Origin of the sequence: Paenibacillus sp. FSL R5-0473, assembly GCF_038004565.1 — a bacterium.
GTDB classification, from domain to species: domain Bacteria; phylum Bacillota; class Bacilli; order Paenibacillales; family Paenibacillaceae; genus Paenibacillus; species Paenibacillus amylolyticus.
Genome location: NZ_JBBORL010000001.1, coordinates 6,475,874 through 6,500,094, shown reverse-complemented (window position 1 = coordinate 6,500,094; position 24,221 = coordinate 6,475,874). Strand labels below are relative to the sequence as shown.

General features: G+C 47.7%; 16 protein-coding genes. All 16 read right to left on the bottom strand.

Annotation, left to right across the window (positions count from 1 at the left end):
- Nucleotides 1–96 precede the first annotated feature (96 nt).
- Nucleotides 97–1,389, bottom strand: coding sequence for an ABC transporter substrate-binding protein (locus MKY28_RS28515; protein WP_340937640.1), 1,293 nt, complete (start codon nucleotides 1,387–1,389; stop codon nucleotides 97–99).
- Nucleotides 1,368–3,143 carry a sensor histidine kinase gene (locus MKY28_RS28510; RefSeq protein ID WP_340907293.1) on the bottom strand — a complete coding sequence of 592 codons (1,776 nt, stop codon included), beginning with the start codon at nucleotides 3,141–3,143 and terminating at the stop codon, nucleotides 1,368–1,370. Before MKY28_RS28510 ends, MKY28_RS28515 begins: the two co-directional genes overlap by 22 nt.
- Nucleotides 3,144–3,235: 92 nt before the next feature.
- Nucleotides 3,236–4,885: an ABC transporter substrate-binding protein gene (locus MKY28_RS28505; RefSeq protein ID WP_340937639.1), complete on the bottom strand. Its 1,650-nt coding sequence runs from the start codon at nucleotides 4,883–4,885 to the stop codon at nucleotides 3,236–3,238.
- A 27-nt stretch (nucleotides 4,886–4,912) separates the two neighbouring features.
- Nucleotides 4,913–5,782, bottom strand: a complete 870-nt coding sequence (locus MKY28_RS28500) for a carbohydrate ABC transporter permease (protein ID WP_036667808.1) — start codon at nucleotides 5,780–5,782, stop codon at nucleotides 4,913–4,915.
- Between the two features lie 15 nt (nucleotides 5,783–5,797).
- The gene (locus MKY28_RS28495; protein ID WP_235193717.1) at nucleotides 5,798–6,658 is read right to left on the bottom strand and encodes an ABC transporter permease; all 861 of its coding nucleotides are present in this window, start codon (nucleotides 6,656–6,658) and stop codon (nucleotides 5,798–5,800) included.
- A gap of 332 nt (nucleotides 6,659–6,990) precedes the next feature.
- Nucleotides 6,991–8,538 carry a response regulator gene (locus MKY28_RS28490; RefSeq protein ID WP_036667809.1) on the bottom strand — a complete coding sequence of 516 codons (1,548 nt, stop codon included), beginning with the start codon at nucleotides 8,536–8,538 and terminating at the stop codon, nucleotides 6,991–6,993.
- 269 nt (nucleotides 8,539–8,807) lie between these two features.
- Nucleotides 8,808–9,722 carry a class I SAM-dependent methyltransferase gene (locus MKY28_RS28485; RefSeq protein ID WP_340937638.1) on the bottom strand — a complete coding sequence of 305 codons (915 nt, stop codon included), beginning with the start codon at nucleotides 9,720–9,722 and terminating at the stop codon, nucleotides 8,808–8,810.
- Nucleotides 9,723–9,927: 205 nt separating this feature from the next.
- Nucleotides 9,928–11,151, bottom strand: a complete 1,224-nt coding sequence (locus MKY28_RS28480) for an MFS transporter (protein ID WP_026081431.1) — start codon at nucleotides 11,149–11,151, stop codon at nucleotides 9,928–9,930.
- A gap of 192 nt (nucleotides 11,152–11,343) precedes the next feature.
- Nucleotides 11,344–13,407 carry a molybdopterin-containing oxidoreductase family protein gene (locus tag MKY28_RS28475; protein WP_340937637.1) on the bottom strand — a complete coding sequence of 688 codons (2,064 nt, stop codon included), beginning with the start codon at nucleotides 13,405–13,407 and terminating at the stop codon, nucleotides 11,344–11,346.
- Nucleotides 13,408–13,831: 424 nt separating this feature from the next.
- The gene (locus MKY28_RS28470; protein ID WP_340938067.1) at nucleotides 13,832–14,683 is read right to left on the bottom strand and encodes a formate/nitrite transporter family protein; all 852 of its coding nucleotides are present in this window, start codon (nucleotides 14,681–14,683) and stop codon (nucleotides 13,832–13,834) included.
- Nucleotides 14,684–15,060: 377 nt separating this feature from the next.
- Nucleotides 15,061–16,422, bottom strand: a complete 1,362-nt coding sequence (locus tag MKY28_RS28465) for an FAD-dependent oxidoreductase (RefSeq protein ID WP_074092585.1) — start codon at nucleotides 16,420–16,422, stop codon at nucleotides 15,061–15,063.
- Nucleotides 16,423–16,907: 485 nt separating this feature from the next.
- Entirely contained in the window at nucleotides 16,908–17,387 is a 480-nt protein-coding gene (locus MKY28_RS28460; RefSeq protein WP_047840764.1) for a glutathione peroxidase, read from the bottom strand.
- A 239-nt stretch (nucleotides 17,388–17,626) separates the two neighbouring features.
- Nucleotides 17,627–18,511, bottom strand: a complete 885-nt coding sequence (locus MKY28_RS28455; protein WP_036612750.1) for an ABC transporter ATP-binding protein — start codon at nucleotides 18,509–18,511, stop codon at nucleotides 17,627–17,629.
- A 487-nt stretch (nucleotides 18,512–18,998) separates the two neighbouring features.
- Nucleotides 18,999–22,214 carry a GAP1-N2 domain-containing protein gene (locus MKY28_RS28450; RefSeq protein WP_340937636.1) on the bottom strand — a complete coding sequence of 1,072 codons (3,216 nt, stop codon included), beginning with the start codon at nucleotides 22,212–22,214 and terminating at the stop codon, nucleotides 18,999–19,001.
- Complete coding sequence (locus tag MKY28_RS28445; RefSeq protein WP_024632789.1) at nucleotides 22,211–23,470, bottom strand: TRAFAC clade GTPase domain-containing protein; 1,260 nt, start codon at nucleotides 23,468–23,470, stop codon at nucleotides 22,211–22,213. Before MKY28_RS28445 ends, MKY28_RS28450 begins: the two co-directional genes overlap by 4 nt.
- 89 nt (nucleotides 23,471–23,559) lie before the next feature.
- Nucleotides 23,560–24,207: a beta-mannanase gene (locus MKY28_RS28440; RefSeq protein ID WP_076209731.1), complete on the bottom strand. Its 648-nt coding sequence runs from the start codon at nucleotides 24,205–24,207 to the stop codon at nucleotides 23,560–23,562.
- Nucleotides 24,208–24,221 lie beyond the last annotated feature (14 nt).

Genomic DNA, 24,221 nt, shown 5'->3' with positions numbered 1-24,221 from the left:
CCATAACAAAAACCCTCACCCGAGTAGAATGAAGGTTGAGCTTGTGAACGACAACAGCCCCAAGCCCATTAAATACATATATGATCTAGTCCATTCTTATAACTTCCCACCCAGAATTGCGTTCGCCCGCTCACGGAAATCCTTCGCCGCCTGCTCAGGCGTAATTTTGCCAAACAACAGGAGATCGTACAACTCACGTAACACCGCAGTGACCTCTGGCGCACCTACAGGATCAGGCGGGTCCATCTGAGTGCTGTTATCCGCAACCCAATCGATATAATCAAACACCTGCGCCAGCTCCGGTTCAACCACCAGCTTCATCCGCTCTTTGACACTGGATGAGACAGGCACACCCCGCTCCCCTTTGAGCAGCAGATTGGCATCCAAATCATTCACAAAAAAGCTGATGAACTTGGCTGCCTCTTCCTTGTGTCTGGAATTGCCCGCCATGGAGAAAAACATGCCTGGCTTCAAGAACAATCCATCCTGACTGTTTGGCCCAGGCATTGGGGAGATGGTTAAGGGTTTGCCATAACGCTGAGCGGTGCTGATAAATTGGTTGGAATACCCCCAGCTAAACAAAGCCTCTCCCAGATAAAACGGGTCGTTATCAGGCTGGCCAATATCTGATGTCCAGATATCCGGTGCAAAAATAAGCTTCTTCTCTGCGAGCTGCTGCATCCTGCCAAAGTACTCAATAAACAGCCCATCATCCTCATATCCCAATCTCTTGCCATCCTCGGCGTATAGCTTGGAACCATACTGTCTCAAGTAATACGCGAAAAACTGTTCCGGCGTGAAATAGGTTCCCAGATAGATGCCTTTCCCGAGCAATTGCTCGCCCATCCGGTCAAAATCCGCCCATGTCCACGTATCCGTTGGCAATTCAATGTCATTGGCCTTTAACACTTCCGGATCATAGATGCTGAGCATGGCGTTAACCCCCAAACTGAGACCATAGGTTTTTCCATTCAGGCTACCACTCTCCAGCTGTTCCTTCTCAATATCTGTCGCGTCAATCAGTCCGCTCTGCATGTACGGCGTCATATCCTCCAACAGTTGCAGCGAGCTGTACTGGGACAGATAGGAAATGTCCATCTGGATAATGTCGGGCAACGCATTGCCTGCTGCATGTGGGGCAAGTTTTCTCCAGTATTCGTTGAAACTGCTATATTCGTATTCGATGTTCACATGTGGATTCAACTTCTCATACAGGTTGATAACGGCTATCGTTGCATTGTTGCGGAACTCTCCACCCCACCAAGCGATTCGCAGCGTTATCGGCTCTTCTTCCACAATCATGCCTGGCCTTTGATCCAACTGGTTCACGCAGCCAGGAAGAGTCAGCATAAGGCAGAGTATGCCTATCATTCGCATCCATCTTCCCATAACTTCTCCTCCTTACCTGGTGATGGGGGTGGCAGCAGCACCATTACTCTAGTTCCATGCCCCGGCTTGCTCTCCAGCAGAACATCATATTCTTCGCCAAAAGCCAGACGTACCCGCTCCCTGATATTCAGTAGACCAATACCTGTGCCTCTGGTTTTCACTTCACCGCGCAGCACCTGTTCCACATATTCGGGTTCCATGCCGGGGCCGTGATCCTCCACGATAAGAGCCAGCTTGCCACCTGATATCTCGGCATACACTCGAATCAGACATGATCCAACCTGTGGTTCCAAACCGTATTGGATTGCATTCTCCAGTAATGGCTGTAGGGTCAACTTTGGAATGGCACACCCCAGATAAGGAGCGGGCACATCCATACGGAAATCCAGCCGTTGCCGGAAACGGTAGGTCTGAATGGTGATGTAATGATTGACGATCTCCAGCTCTTCCGCAATGGTAATGATATTTTGTTTGAAGCTGATGGAGGAACGCAGCAAATACCCAAGTGACAGCACCATACTGGAGATTTGCTCCTGCCTGTTCTTTTTGGCGAGCCAATGGATCGAATCCAGCGCATTATACAGAAAGTGGGGATTGATCTGCGCCTGTAGCGCCTTGAACTCCGTTTCTTTAATGACCAACTGGCTTGCATAATTTTCTTTAATCAATGTATTAATATGTGTAATCATCAGTCGATACGTACGCTGTAGTAACCCCAGTTCATCCATGTGCTGGTGCGTTGGAATGGACAGATTGGCGTCTATATTCTCCAGATCCCCATACTGAACCTCCTTCATCTGACTGATGAGCTGCCTGATCGGCCTTGTCAGACTTCGTGCGAACACCATACCAAGCGCGAGAACAACCAGAATGGCGATAAGATAAACGACGATCAGTATATTTTTCAACCATATAATACGTTCAAAAATTTCATCATAAGAGGCCATATTATAATACACCCAGTCGGTGTATGCGGATTTCTTCTGGGAAAGAAATATCTCCCTCCCATCCAGATTCTTGATCTCATATCCCCCACTGCCTGGAAGTGGATTCAGTCCGGCGGACACCGCTTCTGGAAGCTGGCGATAAGGATACACCACATCACTGCCTGCTTTTAAAATAATGTCACTGTCCTGGCTATCGATGCCCGCATACTCCTCGACGAGTCGCTCGATATTAATACGCAGAAACAGTATGCCTACCGGTTCCAGGGTCATCGGTTCATAGGCTCGCACTTGACGCACCATAACCAGCATCGGGTCATCGTCATCCGGGTATAACCAGCGCACTGCACCATTGGCCTGCTCCGCAGCCGCAATCATCCGATCATATTTTTCCTGAGATACGGTTAGTGTCTCGCCATATTTATTGACTCTTCCCCTGGAATCAATCAGATGAACGGACTGCACATATCGTGCAGCCCCACTAATATGCTCCCATAGCCGATCCGTGATCTTTTTTCGTTCAATAAAGCTTGAATATGCGCTATCGTCGTCCAGCAACGACTTCAAGGCTCTTTGAATCTGCGTATCGGAGATCATGTTTAATGATAACGCTTCCAACTTCTGAAGTTCAACATCCACTGTAGACGAAGAAAGGTTCAGAAGTCGGGACGACTTATCAAACAGCTGTTTGTCATACACCGAGTACGTATAATACAAGGACCCAAACGCGAGGATGATGACAAACGCCATCATGAACATAATCATCAGAAACATTTTCATTTTGATGCTGAGTTTGCGGTAGGCTGTCATGACCAAAGCGCTCCTTTGAACCACGTGATACTACTAGGTATATCACATACAGGAAGGTTTCCCCAAAGTTTTAGCGCTCGATTTCTCACGTATTATTTGGACTGATATCGATCATACGCAGCCTGATGAACCTCAATCGCCCGGTCAATATCCATGCTCTTGATTGTTTCGGCCATCTTGTCAAATTCGGTGATCGGCTTCTGTCCGCTAATAATGGCAGTCATCGTCTCATTCAAATACGTATTCACCTGACTCATGATGGATGTACTTGTGGTCACCTCATCTGTTGACAAACGAATTGGAGGAAGCGTTAATGCTGAGCTTGCTTTCATCCATTCCGCATTCGCCGCACGCTGTCCATCGTCAAATAATAATGCATCCAGGTAACGGCTATCCTGATTGATTGGACCGTCCATAATGGATAAGGCATAGGAAGCCAGTGCCTGGTCATACGTTAGACCGTTCGGATTATCAATGATGGTATCTGTGAATTTGACACCTTCCCCGTCACGAACATAGCTGTCATTTTCGATACCAAAGTTGAACAGATCACTACCCTCTTCGCTATAGTTGTAGTCCATCCACTGAACAATATATTTCAATTGGTCTTCGTCTGCGGAAGCCGTAATAGCCTCACCATAAGACAACACTTTAGCGTCCAGATTAAATGTCGCATACGAAGTTCCATCCGGAGATACAGGCCATGGTACACCCGTCACGTTAAAGTTCGGATCCGTATCTCTCATCAGATTGAAGTATTTCCCCATGCCGCTGAACACACCACCCTGATATGCGCCTGCCAGATTGCTGGTGACCTTGTAATCGAAAGCTTTACCGTCATTGGTCATGATCTCGGGATCAATCAGCCCTTCCTCGTACCACTTGGCCATGGTCTCCAAGAAATCACGGTAGCCCGGCTGAATCGGTCCAAACTCCACCTTGTCTCCATTCATCTGGAAACCACCAATTACACCAAATGCCGCGGCAAAATCATGGAGCTTGGTCAGGTTGCCCGGTCCCCAGTTTCCGGTGAATGGTAGCTCATCTGGCTTGCCGTTGCCGTTAGGGTCCTGTTCCTTAAAAGCCTTAAGCACCGTATACCACTCATCAATGTTGGTAGGTACTTTGAGATTTAATTTATCAAGCCAGTCCTGGCGCATAATTAAACCTGAAGTGGCATTCAGCTTCAATGCATCCAGCTTCAGCAGCGGGAACATATAGATCGTTCCATCGTCGAGTGCAATCTGCTTTTTCACATCCGGATCGGATTCAATAATCCGCTTTAAGTTTGGTGCATAACTGTCGATCAGTTCATTCAATCGAATGATTCGACCATCCTTGATCATTTTTTCTGGTCCACCAACCGCATCCGCCCAGTTATAATAAATGACATCCGGTAGCTCTTTCGTGGAGATCAGCAGATTGAACTGGTCACGCTGTTGTCCAAGCGGAGGATGTGTGAACTTCACTTGGATACCCGTCAGCTTCTCCTTTTCCTTATAAGCCGCCATATCGCCAAAATTGTTCAAGGAAGCTGTCAATTTGGCATCATTGGCGCGCCAGTAGTCAATGGTAAAAGGCTCACTTGTAATCGGTAGCGGAATCTCGGTCAACGCCTGAACCGCAGGTTCTGTTCCTTCTGCTGGCTCTGCGTTACCTGGTTCATTATCCCCCGTACAGCCCGCCAGTAAAGACATGGTAAGTAGCGATGACAACAGGATGGACCCCATTCTTTTTTTCACGTAATTCGCCTCCATAGGATACATTTTTTATTGTTTCACAGCACCGATTAGAGCGCCCTGAACAAAATAACGTTGGATGAACGGATATACCAGCATAATCGGCAGTGTGGAGATAATAATAGTCGCATATTTGATGTTCTCCCCAATGGCAAAGCCGGTATCAGCGCCAGCGCCCATGGCCTCTGTACTGCTGCTGATCAGAATATCACGCATAATAATCTGGATCGGATACAACTCCTGACTGCGCAGATAGAGCATCGGTCCGACATAATCATTCCAATGGTCAACCGCATAATACAGCATCATGACCGCCAGGATTGGCTTTGACAAAGGCAGTACAATTCGGAACAAAATCAGAAAGTCATTGGCACCATCAAGCTTCGCCGATTCGATCAGACTGATCGGAATGCCTTCAAAGTTTGTTTTCATAATGAGGAAATAAAACGTACTGATGGCACCCGGAATAATAAGCGCAAAACGGGTATCCACCATGCCCAGATTCTGAATCAGCAGAAAAGTTGGAATCATACCCCCACCGAAGAACATCGTGAACGTAATTAATTTCATCAGCGTTTTTCTGCCCATCAGATCACCGCGTGACAGCCCATATGCAGCCAGTGAAGTCATGAGCAGATTAATGGCGGTACCCACCACAACATAGAACAAGGTGTTCATATATCCCGTATAGATGCGAGTATCCTGAAATACCGACTTGTACGCTCCCAGCTGAAAACCTTCAGGAATGAGCATCAGTGAACGGGAACGCAGCATCTGGTCCGGGTCGCTGATTGAAGAATTGAACACGTACAGCATCGGGTACAAGCATAAAACCATGATCACCAAGAGCAGCAGTGTATTAAATACATCAAAAAGTCGTTCCCCTATAGACTGTTTCATCGCTTCACCTTCCGATTACCATAGACTGGTTGAGTTAAGCTTTCTGCTGATCGCGTTTGCGATAATGAGCAGCGCGAAATTAATGACGCCGTTAAATAGTCCGATGGCGGTTGAATACGTATAGTTCCCCTCCAAAATACCGGATCGATAAACAAAGGTGGATATGACATCCGATGTCTCATAGGTCGGTGCTGTTTGCATCAGCAATATTTTCTGAAAATCCGCATTCATGACCGCCCCCATACGCAAAATTAACATGATCACAATCGTGGGCATAATGCCCGGCAGTGTAATATGTAACAGCTGTCTCCAGCGGCCTGCGCCGTCAATTTTGGAAGCCTCATACAACTGAGGATCAATACCACTTAGTGCTGCCAAAAAAATAATCGAGGCCCAGCCTGCGCCCTGCCATATGTTGGACAGAATGTACATCGGACGGAACATATCTTTTTCTGCCAAAAACATAATTGGCTGCAGATCGAAAAAGTCACGAATGACGTTAAACAAGCCACCGTCCAAAGATGAGAACGTTTTCAACATTCCAACCACGACGACAACCGAAATAAAATGCGGCATATAACTGATGGTCTGTACTGCACCTCTGAACCACTTCTTCCGGACTTCATTCAGCAACAGCGCTAGTAGAATCGGAGCCGGGAAACCAAACACAATACTGTAAAAACTCAAAATCAGTGTGTTCTTAATCAGTCGCCAGAAATAATAACTTTCAAAAAACATGGTGAAGTTGTCAAATCCGACCCATTCGCCTGCCAAGATTCCTTTGATCGGGTTGTAGGATTCCTGAAATGCCATCAGTAGCCCGTACATTGGCCCATAGCTGAAAATCAGATAGTAGGCTACCACAGGAACGAGCATCAGATAAACGTATCTGTTGCGGACAAGTTCCTTTTTCACCGAACTCCATTTGCCAGCTGGCTTCAAACGCCCAGGTTCAATCCCCCGGCTTCGATTCAGCTCCATCCACTCAACCTCCACTCTCGATGTTCATTCACTAACATGACACTTCTAATGATAGAAGCGAGCGCCTTTTCTTCCCATGCTCATTTCCGATAAATGGATGTTCAAAACCGAGTTCCGTCCGACAAAAAAAGACCCTGCTGCCGATGAATGGCGTACAGGGCCCGATCACAGATTAGATGTAGATCGGATATAAAGATTAGCTATGTAGAAGCGACAGCAACGCTGTCTTAGGGTACTTTTTTATACTCGGAAGGGGAGAAACCCGTGTATTTCTTGAACATTTTGCTGAAATACGGCCAGTTGGCACCAAACCCTGTCTGCTCGGCAAGCGAGGATACAGTGTAGTTCCCGTCCTGCTCCAGAAGCTCCAACGCTTTACGGATGCGGTAGCTTAACACATAGTTCGTAAATTTCTCACCAGTTTCTTTTTTGAACATTTTGCCGATGTAGTCTGGATTCATGTATATTTCCCCAGCGATGGACTGGAGTGTTAATGTCTCGTCCTTGTAGCGTTTCTCTACCAACTGTTTCACACTGCCTACCATCTGCGATTGTCTGGAGCGATGTTGATCATAGCGGCGCAAGGTGATTTCTTTGGCGACGGCAAGCAGAAACTGTTGAAAAGAATGCAGGGTGCTGGATTCAATCATGCCTGGCAACTGGTCCATATACCTTTTCATCTCGGCAGAGCCACTAAGTCGAATCATCTCCATAAACATCTGAATAAGATAGGACTTCGTTTGGGATATATCGTATCGCAAGCTGGCAAGCAGCTGAAACATCCGGTTCAGCTCTGATCCAACTTCCTGCCAGTGTCCCGCCTTGATTGCAGTAACCATCCGCTCCGGATCGTATTCGAATTCAGGAAGAATGCGTTCTCCGGGAGAGTAAATATCCCGTTCCATAATGAGACTGCCCTCACCGAGGTAAAAGCGGTAATTGAGATAAACCAGCGTCTGCATGTACAAATGGCGTGCCTGCGAGAGGTCTCCTGGCTCGCTTAGTGCTATCGTGAGATCATCATGATAATATCGGGTAAATGTGGCGCGAATCTCATCGATATTATGGAACAACTGCGTTTCAGACAACTTGTCCTCCATAATTAGTAGCACATGCCTTCCAACCGTGGCACTTAATATTGGATTGTGAAAAATATCTTCGGCAATGTTCTTCACCGCGAACAAGTGCAAATACTCATGATCCCCCTCAATCTCTACCAGTAGCAACCGCACACGTTGATCCTGAAACTGTACATCGAATAATTCCTCGAAATACTTCCATTCCTTGACCCCGTATGTTCTGTTCGTGACTAGCTCTTTCAGAAAATATTCCTTGGCATGCGGCAGTACACGCTCCAGATTATATTGGATCGACTGCACAAAACGCTCTTGATCGGTTAACTCTCGCTTCTCACTGACCAATTCACTGATAGCCTGTACAAGATGCTCCTCGCTGCAGGGCTTAAGCAAATAGTGCTTCACCCCATACTGCATGGCCGTTTTCGCATATTCGAACTCCGTAAAACCCGTGAGCATGATGAATGAGATATGCTGATACTTCTCTGCCACAGCTTCAACCAGCTGTAACCCATCCATTCCCGGCATGCGGATGTCCGAGATGATAATATCCGGGCGTTGCCGCTCAATTGAAGCAAGCGCTTCCAATCCATCTTGAGCAATGCCGATCAGTTCTGTTCCTAATCTGGACCAGTTCACCACACTGGAGATCCCGTCCGAGATCATAAATTCATCATCAACCAGCAAAACCTTGTACATCGTATGCATCCTCCTGCCTTTAACCAGTTCCATTCTATTATATGGGCATTATGCACAAATAGAGGGGAGGACATTGAATGACATGGAATTGCACCCTAACAAGTCTGATTGTTGAACATTTGTATCACGTGTGATGTTATTGGCTACAGAATCATGGTTTGTGCTGTTCCTTTGATCAAACCAAACAACCTTCACCCTGCCACAGGGTGAAGGTTTGCCGCTGCTATGCAAATGCGGGCTATATAGGTGACTTACATGCCCGGATCGATTTATTTTTTTACTGCGTGAATGAAATGTATCGTTTCAAATGCCCTTAGATGATCAATTCGATCCTGGAAAAACTGTTCCTGAATCGCCTCGGGAGTCAGATGCTCATAAATAAGTAGCCCTGCTTCATCAAGCAAGGCCTCCATCTCCACATATGCATAGCCGGGTTGCATGGGCTCACCACCCATTGCAGCCAATTTAACCATATTTTCAACCCGATTAAACATTCCTTTTTCCTCAAAAAGGTGCTCATCTGCATAATCCAGAACTATGGAGCTTCCGGTTGGCAGGTTCGCAAACACATGACGAATCACGTTAAACAGATCATTTTGGGGCAAATAATACGAAACACCCAAGAGACTAGCCAACGTCTTCCGTTTCTTCAAACCTTCAATAGTCAAGCTGTCATTCGAAAGCTCACGCGTAAAATCCATGGGTACAAAGTGAAGATTGTCCGGAATAGTCAGCTCGGCCTGATTCAGCCGCTCTTTCTTGAATTGCTGTGTAGCCGGATAATCCACTTCAATGATATCCAGCGTGTCCTCCAATTCCGGATGCCTCAAAGCAAACGTATCCATCCCGGCGCCAAGAATGACTACCTGCTTCAATCCCAACGCGACTTCATGCAAAAGTACATGCTCACAGTAAGCGGCCCGAGCCAGAGTTATTGGAGATAACTGTACCTGGGTAATCCATTTTAGAACCTTTTCCGGGTCGTCCTTGAGCTCGTTAGCCATATCCGGGTTGAAAAAATGAATGCCTCTAACCATGTTATTGCTGATATCTGAAAACTCTTGAGGAGAGATCAGCAATCTCGCCATAAAATCATCGAAAATGAGGGGTGTGTCATGTTGGCTGTGATAAGCTCGGCCAAAAGTCGAAATCAATGATGTGATACTGGATTCATTTTGCTTCATACTTATTCCTCCCGTACAAACAAAAATAAGATTCCCCTGGCCAGGAGAATCTTATTATATACGGAATATTTTTATATGTAAATTATAGCATAAATACATTTTTTTGTCAACCATAATTAACGGATGAACAGACAGTTTACAGTGGATTTACCGTCCACTTCAACTCGTTCTTCCTTCCGCATCCTATCCAACCCGATGAGATCTGTTAGGCGTCCATTCCATACTCCTTCACTTCACGATTACGGTTCAACACCGCATGCAACACAAAACCAAGTACCGCAATAGCTGCTGTGCCTGTTGCCAGCCACGCTACCGGAATAAGTCCCTGTTTGTCATACATGACCCCCATCGCATAGGGGCCGATAACCCGTCCAACCGCACCGATCCCACCCGATATCCCGATGTAAAAAGGTGCCGCCCTGCCGGCATGCTCCGAGATAAACGCAGGTGTTGCAGGGGAGATCAACATCTCTCCAAACGTGGCAAGTACCATTGCAAGCACCATGCCTGGATAGCTGTACATGGTAATCATCACAATGTAGGCCATGCCATAGAATACCGCACTCGCCGTCATCTGGGCAGTGGAGGTACGGGCCATGGTCCGTTTCACCCAGCTGGTAAAAGGTTGGCCCACAAAGATCAGCACCCCGTTCAGGGTCCAGAGCAGACCGTACATTCTTTTTTCCATACCCTCAGAGATGATATACGGGGACACACCTGTGTTCCAGATGGAGTTGCCGAATAACAGGAAGAGTACGCCCAAGCTCATAAACAGATATAGTCGGGTATTACCCAGCAATGCCCAGACGCCCGGCCCATCGGGGACGGTTTTCCGTTTGGTCAGATGTACTTCCCCCTGATCCGGTTCAACCCGCGACAGATAATACCAGAAGAAAATTGCAAATCCGGCTGAGGTCACCCCGTTCAGTACAAAGCTGAGGTGATAGGAAAAGTCAGCCAGAAAACCACTCAGCGCCGTACCTATCGCCACCCCGATATTGTTCGCTACATAGATAATATTGAATAATTCCCCGCGTCGCTCCGCAAACCGGAAGCCAATAAAAGCCTGAATCGCCGGCAGCGACAATGAACTGAACAGGCCAATCCAGCCCATCGCACATATAAATACGACCCAATACGCACTAATCCAAGGCAACGCAAACAAACCTAACGCATTAAGCGCCAGTGAACCAATGATCAGCTTCTTCACACCCACCCGATGGTACAATGAACCTCCAAGCAATTGTCCAAAGATGCCACCCAGGGACTGAATCAGGATCACAAAACCGGCGTTGGCCATCGTCCGTCCAAGTTCGTCAAATACATACATGGTGGTCAGCGGCCACATCAAGGCACTGCCTGTTGCGTTAACCAGACTTGCTAATAAAAATATTCTCACTTCTTTTGGATAATTATCCAGCCATCTCATCATCGTTAATTCATTCTCCTTAGTACCTCTGCACAAACAAATAACCATAAAAAATAGACCTTTGCCCTGACGGCATAACCATAACCAGCCAGAGCGAAGGTTTTATGAAGTGTTACATCTATTGCACTATAATCCTGCTCAAATTCTAGCCTTTGTTCATCTTACCTCAAAAAAATCATGCTGCAAGCACACTCATTGACGCTTCACTTCAACAGTGGCTGAGAAGAAGGTAGCCCCGTTCCCCATGTCCGACAACCGATTGGACGTCAGTGAATTCGCTCGCTGCTTCTTGCCGTCACCATCCCACCATAAGCCTTGGCTGATGACGGTTCCCGGCAACATGGCTTCACTTACTTTGGCGGTAAGTTCAATGCGCCCACGATCATTCCATACGACTACTGCATCGCCATCCTCCACATTTCTACGGATGGCATCCTCGGGGTGTATCTGCAATAAAGGCATCTTTTCCAAACGCTGATGTTTGGCTGAATTACCAAAGGTGGAGTTCAGGAAATTATGGTTTGGCGGCGACAGGAACATCAACGGATACGTATCGGCAGGTCCAGCCGGATTCTCCCCATCATATCCTTCAACCAGAGCACTATAGGTAGGGAGCGGCGGAAGCCCTCTCTGTTCCATCGTCTCGGAATACAATTCAATTTTGCCTGAAGGTGTGGGCAGCTGATCCAGATATGTAGCATGTGGCGTCATATCCAGCTTCACGAATCGATGTTCCTTCAGTCCTTCCAACGTGACCCCATTCATGTAGGGGTTGCCTGTGCCCTGAAGTGCGTCCTCAATCATCTGTTCCGGTGTTTCTCCGAAGATTGCAGAATCGTACCCCATAGCCTGCCCAAGCAGTGAGAACAGTTCCACATTGCTCTTGCTCTCCCCAATCGGTGCAATCACCGGCTCTTGCAGATGAACGTACTGATGCCAATAAGAGGTGTACAGGTCCGTCGCTTCAAATGAAGATGTGGCTGGCAAGACGATATCTGCATATTTCGCCGTATCCGTCATGAACAGATCATGTACAACCGTGAATAGATCTTCCCGTGCAAAACCTCGCTCCACCCGCTCGGTATCCGGTGCCACCACCAGTGGATTGCTGCAGTAGACCATCATCGCTCGGATTGGCTGCTCTGCTTCCAGCAACGCTTCACCAATCCGGTTCATGTTTACCACTCGCGGCTCCGGATTCTGCCGCAGCTCCGGACGTTCGAGCGCGTCGCTATTTGTGCTCGCGTAGCTGTTAGTGCGAACGGCACCGCCGCCTTGCTTCAGCCATTGCCCTGTAATAGCAGGCAGACATGCAACGCTACGCACGTTCATCCCCCCATTATCATGGTGCTGGAGGCCATTGCCGATGTGAATATGGGCTGCCTGTGCGTTGCCGTATAGTTCGGCCAGCTCCACAATCGTTTCCTCCGGCACGCCCGTAATGCGTGCAACACGTTCAGGGTTGTAACTGCGGACATGATCACGTAGTGCCTCATGACCCACCGTATACTTTTGCATAAACGATTCATCTGTCAGTCCCCGTTCGAACAGCACATGCATTAATCCTAGCGCCAGTGCACTGTCCGTGCCCGGATACAGCGGAATAAACCAGTCGCCCCACTGGGCCGTGCGATTGCGATGAACGTCGATGACGACGATCTTGGCGCCTTTCTTGCGGGCTTTCTCCGCCAAAACGACCTGATGCATATTTGTACTGACGATATTGCCACCCCACACCAGGATGAGATCCGCATGCTCCGTATCTTCCGGCACCGTTCCCCGATTGGCACCCATCGTATATTTCCAGCCGGTATTTCCAGCGGAGTTACAGATCGTCTGCTCCAGTACACTCGCACCAAGCGCATTGAAGAAACGCCGATCCATACCGTCTACGCCGAGAATGCCCATGTTACCGTAAAAGCTGTAGGGCAGGATGCTCTCCGGGCCGTAGGTTTCGGACAATGCAGTGAATTTGGTCGTAATCTCGCGAATCGCTTCATCCCAACTAATTCGTTCGAACTTGCCTTCACCTTTGGCTCCTACACGTTTCATCGGATATTGTAGACGCTCGGGGTGATACACCCGCTCAGTCATATTTCTAACTTTATTACAGATGGCACCCTTGGTTATGGGATGATCCGGATTGCCTGCCACCTTCACAATTTTGCCGTTCTCTTTATGTAATAACAGACCACAAGTGTCCGGACAGTCGAGCGGGCACACCGCCGCAAATATACCATTCTCCTGATCGATCATCGTAAGGCTCCCCTCTTTAAAAGCTATCCCTATATCATATCTTCTTCGAGGTTATCGCGTAAAGAGAACAGTATGTTTTTGCTTCATATTCGCCGCTATAGCGGCTTTAAATTATTTTCAAAAAAATGTTTTTGAGTTTGATTCAACTTCAGAATTCAGGGGTAAATTAAAAATAAGGCATTAGGCTAGTGTTTCCCCACTTCCTCCTCATGCCATATCATGGACCACTCCCGAAATTCGCCATGAACAGGTTTCGTTCCCCCGAACCTTGTCATGGCGAATTTATTTTGCGTTAAACTCCAACAAGGACCTCATACAAAAAACGATCCCGCCCTGCTCCATCACAGCATATTCGCCATGAACCGAGCAAGATCAGAATCGTCTTCACTTCTAATACATGTGTATCCATACCTCGCTGTGCCCACTATGCTTGTTTGCTCAACATCACTCTAGCCTCCGTCTCCACAGCTTCGATCGACGTTGCTATCTCCGGCTTCACTTTTGGCTCAGTTTGGCGCAGGTACACCATCCAATAGGCTGCAGCTACAAACAGAGCACCTCCAGTCAGATTCCCGAGCCATACCGGAATGAAATTCATCACATATTGGCCCCACGAATAATGTCCTTCAAAGATTGCCGCCGGGATGAGGAACATATTGGCCACAACGTGCTGGAATCCAATCGCCACAAATGCCATCGTTGGAAACCAAATGCCCAGTACCTTGCCACTCATCGTATCCGAAGCATAAGATAACCACACGGCCAGCGCGACCAGCCAGTTACAGCCGATGCCAGAGATGAAAGCTTGCAGGAAACCGTCATGCAGCTTATGCCCAGCCATATCCACCACTTTCGCCAGATATACACCCTCTCCGGTCAGGCCCAGCACATGTCCAAACGCGTACGCGACAAACAAAGCTCCAACAAAATTACCAATCGTCACTAAGGTTAGATTTTTCAACATGCTACCCACGGATAATTTTCTTGCAATCGTTGCAAGTGGAACTGCCATCATGTTACCTGTCAGCAGCTCTCCACCACCGATGAGTACCAAGATTAATCCAACCGGGAACACTGCTGCTCCAATCAGATTGACCAAACTTCCCCACTCAGCTGGCGCAGAAGCAATCACCCGAATATCCAGTAAAAAACCCAGCGCAATAAAAGCACCTGCCAGAAAACTAAGCACCAGTACAGAAGACGCCGGATATTGAGCCTTCTTCATGCCTGTCTGCGCCGTATATTGTGCAACCTCAAGAGGTGTTTTTGCTGCCATATCATTCATCCTCTCCTTCATTGTTCATCATTGGATAAAACCATCTGAAATTCATTAGTTATGCGTTGAATACCACATCCTAATTGTATCTCGGTCCTAAACATAACTTTGTGCAAATTATCACAATGTTGTTTAAAAAGATACTTTAAGAGCGTCTTTAAATAGTTAAGTCAGCAAAAGTATAGTAAAGCCTTTTATAGCTAAAAAAACCACAAAAAAGACTGACGATAAACTCGCCAGTCTTCTTTTTCCTTTATAATCGTCCGCCTTGTTTCATAATCTTGGCAGTTATTGTACACCTCATATTTACGGATAAGCATGACTTATCTTTGTATGGCGTTTATCAAGATCGCTGTTCAACCATCTATTCTGCTTCCTTACACCATTGCTGGTGCTTTTACTTCTATTGGAGGCAGTGCTTGCAGACCCGCCGTGTTCAGGAAGTTCCATGGTTTGTTGTAATGTGGCTGGAAGAAGAAGTCGATGAAGGCCAGCTCATCTACGGTCATGTTATTTTGGATGCAGACCGAGATCGTATTAATCGATTGGGTCAGATCAACCTGAGACATCACCTGTGCTCCAACGATCCGACGAGTAGCCTGCTCATATACCACTTTAAGCAACAGTTTCTCAGCCGTTGGCATGAACTCCGGACGGTAGCTGTCTTCCAGTACCACGGATTCAACAATCAAGCCTTCGTCAGCAGCAGACATTTCCGTCATCCCTGTACCCGCGATATTTTGCTCGTAAATTTTGATACCCGATGTACCTTGTGTACCCATATACGGTGTCGTAGGACGAACCAGGTTACGGGCTACAAGTGTACCCATCCGCACGGCGTTGGTTGCCAGTGGAATGTAAGATGCTTTGCCTGTTGGGTTGTAATGAATAGCACAGCTGTCACCCGCAGCGAAGACGTCTTTTTGACTCGTTTGCATATATTTATCCACGATGATTGCGCCGTTTGGTAGCATATCCACTTGGCCTTTGAGCAGCTCTGTATTTGGACGGAAACCAATGCACAGAATAACCAGATCGGTTTCGAACTCTCCTTTGGACGTGATCACTTTAGTCACTTTGCCATTTTCACCAGTAAACTTCTGTACCGTTTGACCAAGAGCCAACTTGATGCCGCGTCCAGTCAACGTATCTTCAATCGCATCCGTGAATTCAGGGTCCAGATATTTGTTCAAAATCCGGTCCACACTGTCGATCAGGGTAACTTCCTTGCCGTTCATCTGGAAAGCTTCGACCAGTTCTACGCCGATATATCCTGCACCTACAACGGTAACACGTTTGGCATCTTTGGCTTTTTCAATAATCGTGTTGGAATGATTGTAGTTTTTGCAAAGTAAAATGTTGTCCATCTCGATGCCTTCAAGCTTCGGAACGACAGGCCATGACCCCGTTGTCACGATCAGTTTGTCAAACGTATCTTCAAATTCTTCCCCGGTTTGCAGGTTTTTAGCCTGAAGGGTATGGCCCTTGGCATCTACTGCTGTTACTTCATGAAGCATCTTGGTCTCAACACCAAGCTCTGCCAGTTGATTAGGCGAAGAATAGAACAAACCGTCAGGGTCTTTCACAACCCCACCTACGTAGAGTGCAATGCCACAAGATAGGAAGGAAATATTGTCATTGCGCTCATACACGGTGATGGTAGCATCCGGGTACAATTTAGCGGTATTTACGATGGCTGCGGTTCCTGCGTGTGTACATCCGATAACTGCGATTTTCATTAAAAGTTCCTCCTCGAAATATATAAATGAGTTTGAATATAAGGTTGTTATGGTTGTGAAACATTTCACTTCTTGTTCGAAACTGTGTATGTGATTTATTTCACTTTATACACTCATTATAATGTGATATTTTTCACATTGCAATAGGTTGAGCAAAAAAAGTTTGTCGAAGGAGGTCATTTCCCTGTATTTAAGCCTTTCTTCCCTTCATTGTATTGATTTCATTGTCCCCGGATTTGGGCGGGTTTATGCTATGTAATGGCTTCCGTGATCCCTGTATGAATGCAGTGTGGACGTATAAAGTTAGAGGCGTCTTCTGCATTCATGTTTGACTTATACAAAAAATAAATGGCTTCAATTTTCATTACAGAGTTGATTTCATGGATCCAACTCATACCTGTGAACAGAATAAATCTGCGTGTATAAAATAATCAAAGAAGCCTGTCCTTGCTTATGCAAGGACAGGCTTCTCAAACGTTCATGTATTAACCGAGCAACTTCTCGATATCTGCAATCATTGTCTCCGGAGATTCTTTCGGTTCAACACGACCTACCACTTCACCTTCACGGTTAACAAGAAACTTGGTGAAGTTCCATTGAATGTCGCTTGTTTCACCTACGCCAGGTTGTTGCTCCTTCAGGTATTGGAACAGGGGATGAGTGTCCTCACCATTCACATCTACCTTGGCAAACACCGGGAAATTCACACCATAGTTAATCTGGCAAAATGATTCCGCTTCCTCACTTGTACCTGGCTCCTGCCCTCCAAACTGGTTACAAGGGAAACCCAGTACAACCAAGCCTTGATCGCGATAACGATCATAAAGCTTTTGCAATTCACCGTATTGCGGGGTCAGCCCACACTTGCTGGCTGTATTGGCAATGACCAATACCTTACCTTGATACAGATCCAGTGAGACTTCTTGGTTCGCGGTGGTTACCGCCTGATATGAATATACGGACATGACTGATTCCTCCCATGACATATGTTGGTTTGGGCTGTTGCGAGCACGTTGGCATAACCAATGAACCCACAGCCTGTCCTATTATTATAAACCTGATCCAATGTGATTACCAAATCCCGGGTCTACTCGTCCCCTTTGCTCCCATGCATTGCAAATCCCCCATGAATGCAAAAGAGCCGCGTGCGATAGCGCACAGCGGCTTCATTCTATAATGTAAGGACCACATATGGCCCATTTCGTTAACTTCCTGTCGCTTGAACACGTGGTTCTGCCCGTCCTCCAGCATGAACCATCGCGCTGTTCATGACCAGCTGCTCTGGCGTCTTCGATTGCTGGCGTTCGCCTGCAAGAGCGTAAGGCAAGCAGAGCGGTACACCGGAACGCGGATCAATCACGATATCTGCTTCAATGTTGAATACTTCACGAAGTACATCTGAGTTCATAACTTCCACAGGTGAACCATGAGCGATGGCTTTACCTTTTTTGATACCAATCATGTGATGTGCGTAGCGGGAAGCATGATTCAAGTCATGCACAACCATAACAATGGTACGGTTGGCTGTGGCATTCAGTTGCTCCAGTAATTGCAATACTTCGAGCTGGTGAGCCATATCCAGGAATGTAGTCGGCTCGTCCAGGAAAAGGATATCTGTTTCTTGTGCAAGTGCCATGGCAATCCAGGCACGTTGACGCTGTCCACCGGACAGTTGATCAATCGGACGATCATGGAATTCAGTCATGGCTGTCACTTCAATAGCCCATTCAATCATACGTTTGTCTTCCGCACGCATGGAGCCAAATCCTTTTTGATAAGGAAAGCGACCATACGATACCAATTCAGTAACGGTAAGACCTTCAGGGGCTGTTGGATTCTGTGGCAAAATCGCAAGTTGCTTGGCAACTTCACGCGTGGACTGTTTATGGATGGACTTCCCGTCGAGCAATACATTACCTGCTTTTGGAGCCATAATACGTGCCATCGTTTTCAGGATGGTTGACTTCCCTGAACCATTGGCTCCAACAAGTGCTGTAATTTTTCCTTGGGGAATCTGAATATTCAGATCCTCTACAATTAGTCTTTCCTCATAAGCGATATCCAGCTTGGTCGTCTCCAGACGAAACATGCGATCATCCCTCTCTCATTTATCCCGGTTATGTAATCCGGCTATGACAACAAAAACGAAATTGTAATTCTGTGATTTCCGACGCAAATATCTTCTACACTAAAGATACTGATAATCATTATCATTTGTCAACATAAAAAACCAAATTTTCTTCTCTTTTCGTGCTTTATTTGGACTTTCTGTAGCAGAAATCCCGCTCTTTTCTCAAGTACACATGAGATCTTTTCTCATTCATTCCGCGCACTTTATCACTTCTGACTGTTTTTCAAACTCTTGAATCGCAAATTTTGTGTCTGAATTGTGAATGTGTGAGTTTTTTTCATGCAATGGCTGTATCCGCCATATCAAATAAAAAAAGATGACCTTGAAATCTAAAGTTCAAGGTCATCTCACATACGCTCGTTTAATAAGGTATGAAGTCAGCATTTTTCATTATTGGATTAAAAGACACTTAATGAATCTATGCAACACGCTCATATAAAATAACTTACAGCTTCGGCTGCGGCATCAATTGGATCACCGTCATATTGCCCTGCGTACTCTTCACACTGACAATGCTCTCGGCATCCATATTCGCTGGAAGATCGATCTGCAATCCATACGGATAGAGACGATCTACCTCTCCAATAGACATCTGTGCAGGAGTGTTCGCATCCTGTTCATTGGATACAGATGTGTCAGGCGATGTGGAACCAGTAACTTGATCTGCATCCGTACCTTGATCCGTGTCTCCACTCGCAGCATTAGACGATGCATTCGTCCCTGTATCCGTTGTTGTATCGGTAGCAGGATCTGAAGTGGAATCACCCGATGTTGAAGGATCGGCCTGCTGATCGCCATCCTCCGTCTGCTCTATGTTCCCCGCGTTTCCCGCTGAAGAACCATCCGTGCTTCCTTCGGAAGTACTTCCTGAGCCACCATCGGAGGTATCTTGGGTATCTGGCTCCTCATTCCGATTAAAACTCTCCCACTTGCCTGTAGCATCCAAATCTTGAGTGCTGCCATCCTTCATCGTCAATTGAAGTTTGCCTTGCTCAAACTCAGTGCTTCCCGTATCATTCCTGAAACGGATCACCAGTTGAGCAGGTGATTCCGTACCCTCCTGTTCACTCACAGGAATCATATAAGCAATCTGCTCCGCGAGCTGCACCTCCGGTTCAGCCGGTATGACAGGCTCCTGGGTAGATGGAGGGGATGCCGCTGGCGGCTCTACAGAATCTTTCATCCATGCATATGTACCGCCAGCAATACCCAGAACCAGGATCAAGAGGATTAATCCGAACAGATTTTTCCTTTTACCCGTTAGCATCCGCACCAGTGGAGAGGACAATTCCGTCTTCGCACGGTCATAGACCGGCTTCATTGTCTTGCTGGCTCTCACATAATACGGTTTGAAAGCTGACTTCGACTTGAAAGCTTCACGGTCATGGGCTTTGAAATACGCCACGATGGCATCCGCATATCCTTTATGCGCATTGGAACCCCGGACAAACATCCGATGATCTCCTGACCATTCGAAGAATGGATACAGCCCTTCAGCACGACTTGCATTGGTGCGGATGAATTCAATCAGGCCAGGATAATCCAACCGATTGCTGCCACTTCCTCCCCTATAAAAAGCCATCGGCAAAGCTTCATATGCCGCAATCCCCGGATGAGCCTGCAGCTCTCCGGCAAGCCAGCGACGCGTCCAGCGTTGAAGTTCATTGCGTTCTGCCAGGGAAAGTGCCTCCAAGGCCTCTTCTTCATTCCCCTCGCCACTAAGCCACACTCTCGCAGCCAGCATCATGTTCGTTCGAGCAGATACATCAGAACCCTGACGTGCCGCCCAATCCCGAACCTCATTGCCATGCTGCAAAATATCAATGCTTAATAGCTGTTCACGGTTAACCCGTTCCAGATCCAGATCCTGAATCATAAACAGGTTAATGACATAAGCAAGCTTGTCTGCAAGGCGGGTTAACTCCTCCTGATATGCCGGATCTTGACTGGCAGACGGAGATCCCCCTTTGCGATTAGGGCGGGCTGTAGCTCCAGATTGACCAATTCGTGCCGTAATGCCTGTATCATAGGTGACATCAGCGGATACCCGATCCAGTATGCTAACACGCTGGAGGGCTTCATTCGCAGATTGTACCGGATTAGGCGCAGAACATAACCGTTCACGCAGCTCATTGGCTGTCCGCTCCTGCAAGAAGCTGTAGTGGATCGCAGATGGATGGGACGTAACCCATCTTCGGATCACTTCCACAACGTTCGCTGCCGATTCCGTGCGTTTCAGCTGATTGTCCAGATAAGGCTCGAACAACAGCTTGGTAAGCGATTCATTGGCCAGCACTTTATCAAAGAAAGCCCGATTCAGCTGCGGATCCCGATCCAGCACAGCATACAATTCCTGCACAGCGCGCATACGCTTCTGGGCGCGGGCATTATTCACACCGTAGATAAAATAGTCCACAAGCCGGGATTGCACCACGGGCGTGGCAACACTGAAATATTCGCCAATGCGAGCTGCGACGTCTTCTTCGGGTACGTTCTCACGCTTCACGCTGTCCAGTTCCCTGCTGAGCAAGGTCAGGAACAGCTCGTTCAGACGGGAACGTTGCTGTAATCCACCATCCGGCTTCAAATAGGTCAGCAAGCCACTCAGGACATGACTTTTGTTATCCAAATACAAGTCTTCCATGCCTTGTTCAAGACCATAGAACACCGCAAGTTCGCCATAAGCTTCAATGGAAAGTTCCCGCCCAGGTTCCATGCCGGACAACATTTCATCCGCAAACGTATAGAACGCATCCGCCGCCGCAGGTTCCTGCAATAAGGCCCAAGCGAATTCTGCATAAGGTAACTTCGCCACAGATGCATCCGCATGTGTCACTCTGCCTGATACGAGATCAAAGGTGAAATCCTTCTCCGTATTCCGGTCTTTCGGACGTAACGTCCCTCGCTCAACAAACTGGACGTGGATGCCCTTCTTGGCCTGTGGCTCCTTGGCAAACGTCATGAATCCCAGCTGCCGCCGGAATGCGTATGGTAAAGCCGTGTACAGCAAACGTAACAATCCTTTGGCCCCTGCGGTCACTTCCTCTGCGGGAAGGTCCAGAGCAATGTATACTTTTCTGCGTGTCGCTACAGACTGCATTACCGCATAGAGCAGGCGCTTGAACAGCACTTCGTTCATCTTCAAGGTGCTCAGCACTTGGGTGGGTGATCCTACGCCAGCATCGGTCGCCCCACCCTGTCCGCTCCTAGGTGATATAGGCAATTCAGCAAGTGCTGGCAGAACTGTACCTTGTTCGATGTCATAGGACGTGGCGAACACGGCATCCAGCCAGCCGCCTTGTTTCATCTGCTCTTCCGAGCGTTCGGGAGACAAGACGTAATTATGTGCAAAAAAGGCACTGCGCAGCCCGGTGAAATCCGCAGACTGGTACACATTTTGCCCAAGGATTGTCTCCCCACTCTCCAGATGAAGCAGGTGAATGGCAGCCGGAAACTTCGTCTCGTCCTTCTCGCTACGGCCTGTTAGCTCCGCTGGAGCATCATAGACACAGTAGGGGTGAAGCACTTTTTTGATAAAAGAAGGGTCCAGTCCCGGCGATGCCGCAACCGTATCAAACCCCTCTGTTGTGCGAAACACCCCGCGCCGCTCCCGGGTATACAGCTGTTGTTCAATGGGCGGGGTTACGGAAGAACGCATCATCCCACTCTCCCCTCAATGTACTTCAGCTTGTACAGGAGCCACAGGAAAGGTTCATCCACGCGGATCGGGCTAACCACACCCTGCAATTTCATATCCACCGGATTGCTACCCAGCGCAGAGACTGCGAAATAGGCTGTATCCTTGAAGTACACATCCATCGTGCCCTTGAATGGGCGATCCACCTTCTCGATAAAACGCCGGATCTCCCCGTCGATATTCTCGAACTCGGTTAAGTCGAACCAATCGCGGTGCACCATGTTGCGGAAGACATTACTGTTGGATTTGATATAATCCCCCTCTTCATCCTTGAGGGAATGCAGCATGTCGCTTTTGGTGAGCACAACCGCTGTTGGAATATTGGTCTTGGCTTTGTCCTGATACGCGATAAAATCTCCAAACATCGTCAGCACCACATCACGCGGCTCATCGTATCGTGGTGTCCACTCTCCCGGCTCGTTGCCCAGGTTAATGCGGATTTTGTCCCGAATCGAACGAATCTGAAGCGGGTCCACCATAAACAGGATACCTGCCGAGTTCTTGATGTGCTGCCCGTGAAGTCCGAGATAATCCTGCTCCACCATACCTTCACCCGCAACGTCAAAGAACACCAGTGTCAGCGGCGCTTTATCTTCGTCCTTGAACACAAACTGGAAGATAAACGGCTCCTGCAACTTTTCCTTCTGCGTGGAATCCAGCAGGTCGCCCCGTTCGAACAACGGTTCTTCATAATCCGCGCGGAACCGGCGGCTGATCTCCGCATTCAATGGCATGCAAGCCGCGTCAAAATGATCGGCCGTATAATGCTGCAATGTATGAATTAATGAAGTCATGTAGACGGATTTACCTACCTGGGATGCACCAATGATGGATATGATATTGCTCGGTGCTTTACCCGCCGTCACAGGTAGCTCGTTATGACATTGCGGACACAACCGGCGACGCGTAACGACACCATACCGATCGTTCAGCCCCATCACGATGTTATCGGAATAAATACGGTGTTCCTCCGGTACATCATGGGGTGCCAATACCGCCTCCATATCAAATACCGTGTCGAGTCCGAACCTTTCGCGATACCGATTCAACTTTGCATCTTCCCCGAGTGCGTAGTCCTCGTCATCATCGCGGTGATGGGCGGCGCGGAACACTACCTCTTCCGGTGAAAACTTGCTGAAACAATAAGGGCATACAATATCATAAAACAGCGGACGTTCCTCCGGCTGTTGTCTCTTCAAAAACCGACTAAAAAAGCTCATAGCCACTCCCCTCCCTGATCAGTCAGACTAAGGTGATTTACACTTGCACTACGATGACAGAGTAACCTTCCAATCGCTAGTCCAACTATCTAGTCTGATATAAGCCGATAGGCGGCTCCATATTTCGGTCCGTCCGTGAAGAATAATCGCACATAATCATCCTTGGCAACTTCAACGGGCGGCATCTCATTTCTTCCGGGAGCAAAATCACTCACAAAAGGGTACACCGTACCATCTTCCTTATTCAGCGGAACCCCGCCCTGTTTGCGAACATAACAGAGGGCTTCCTTTGGAACAGGTACTTCCGCTGTGACGGTGATCAATACACTTTTTCGTTTCTGAAAAAAACCGCTCTTGTAGCGAATGGAAAAGCGGATATCCGCCTTCCCTGCGCTTGCAATCACCATGTTGTCCTCGTCTCGTTGACGGATTAGTACAGGTCCCTCTTCCTCCATCTGACACACATACACGGTGTACTTGATGGCACCAAAACCTGTGATCCGATCCGTGTAACCATTGCTCGCCTTATATTCCTCTCTCGTGTACAGCTTCAGCTTGCCCTGTGCAGGCTCTTCCCCGGTACGATCATCGCTCATCATATCCAGCTCCAGCCGTTCCACATACACAGCTTCTACCCGTTCCGGCCAGAGCCAGCGAAGTGTACAACGCCCTTCGTCCACCGCAAGTGTCAGTTTTCGAATCAAGGGTGTCGAAGGGTCTGCATCCGTAAACCGCATTTCCATTGACCTCC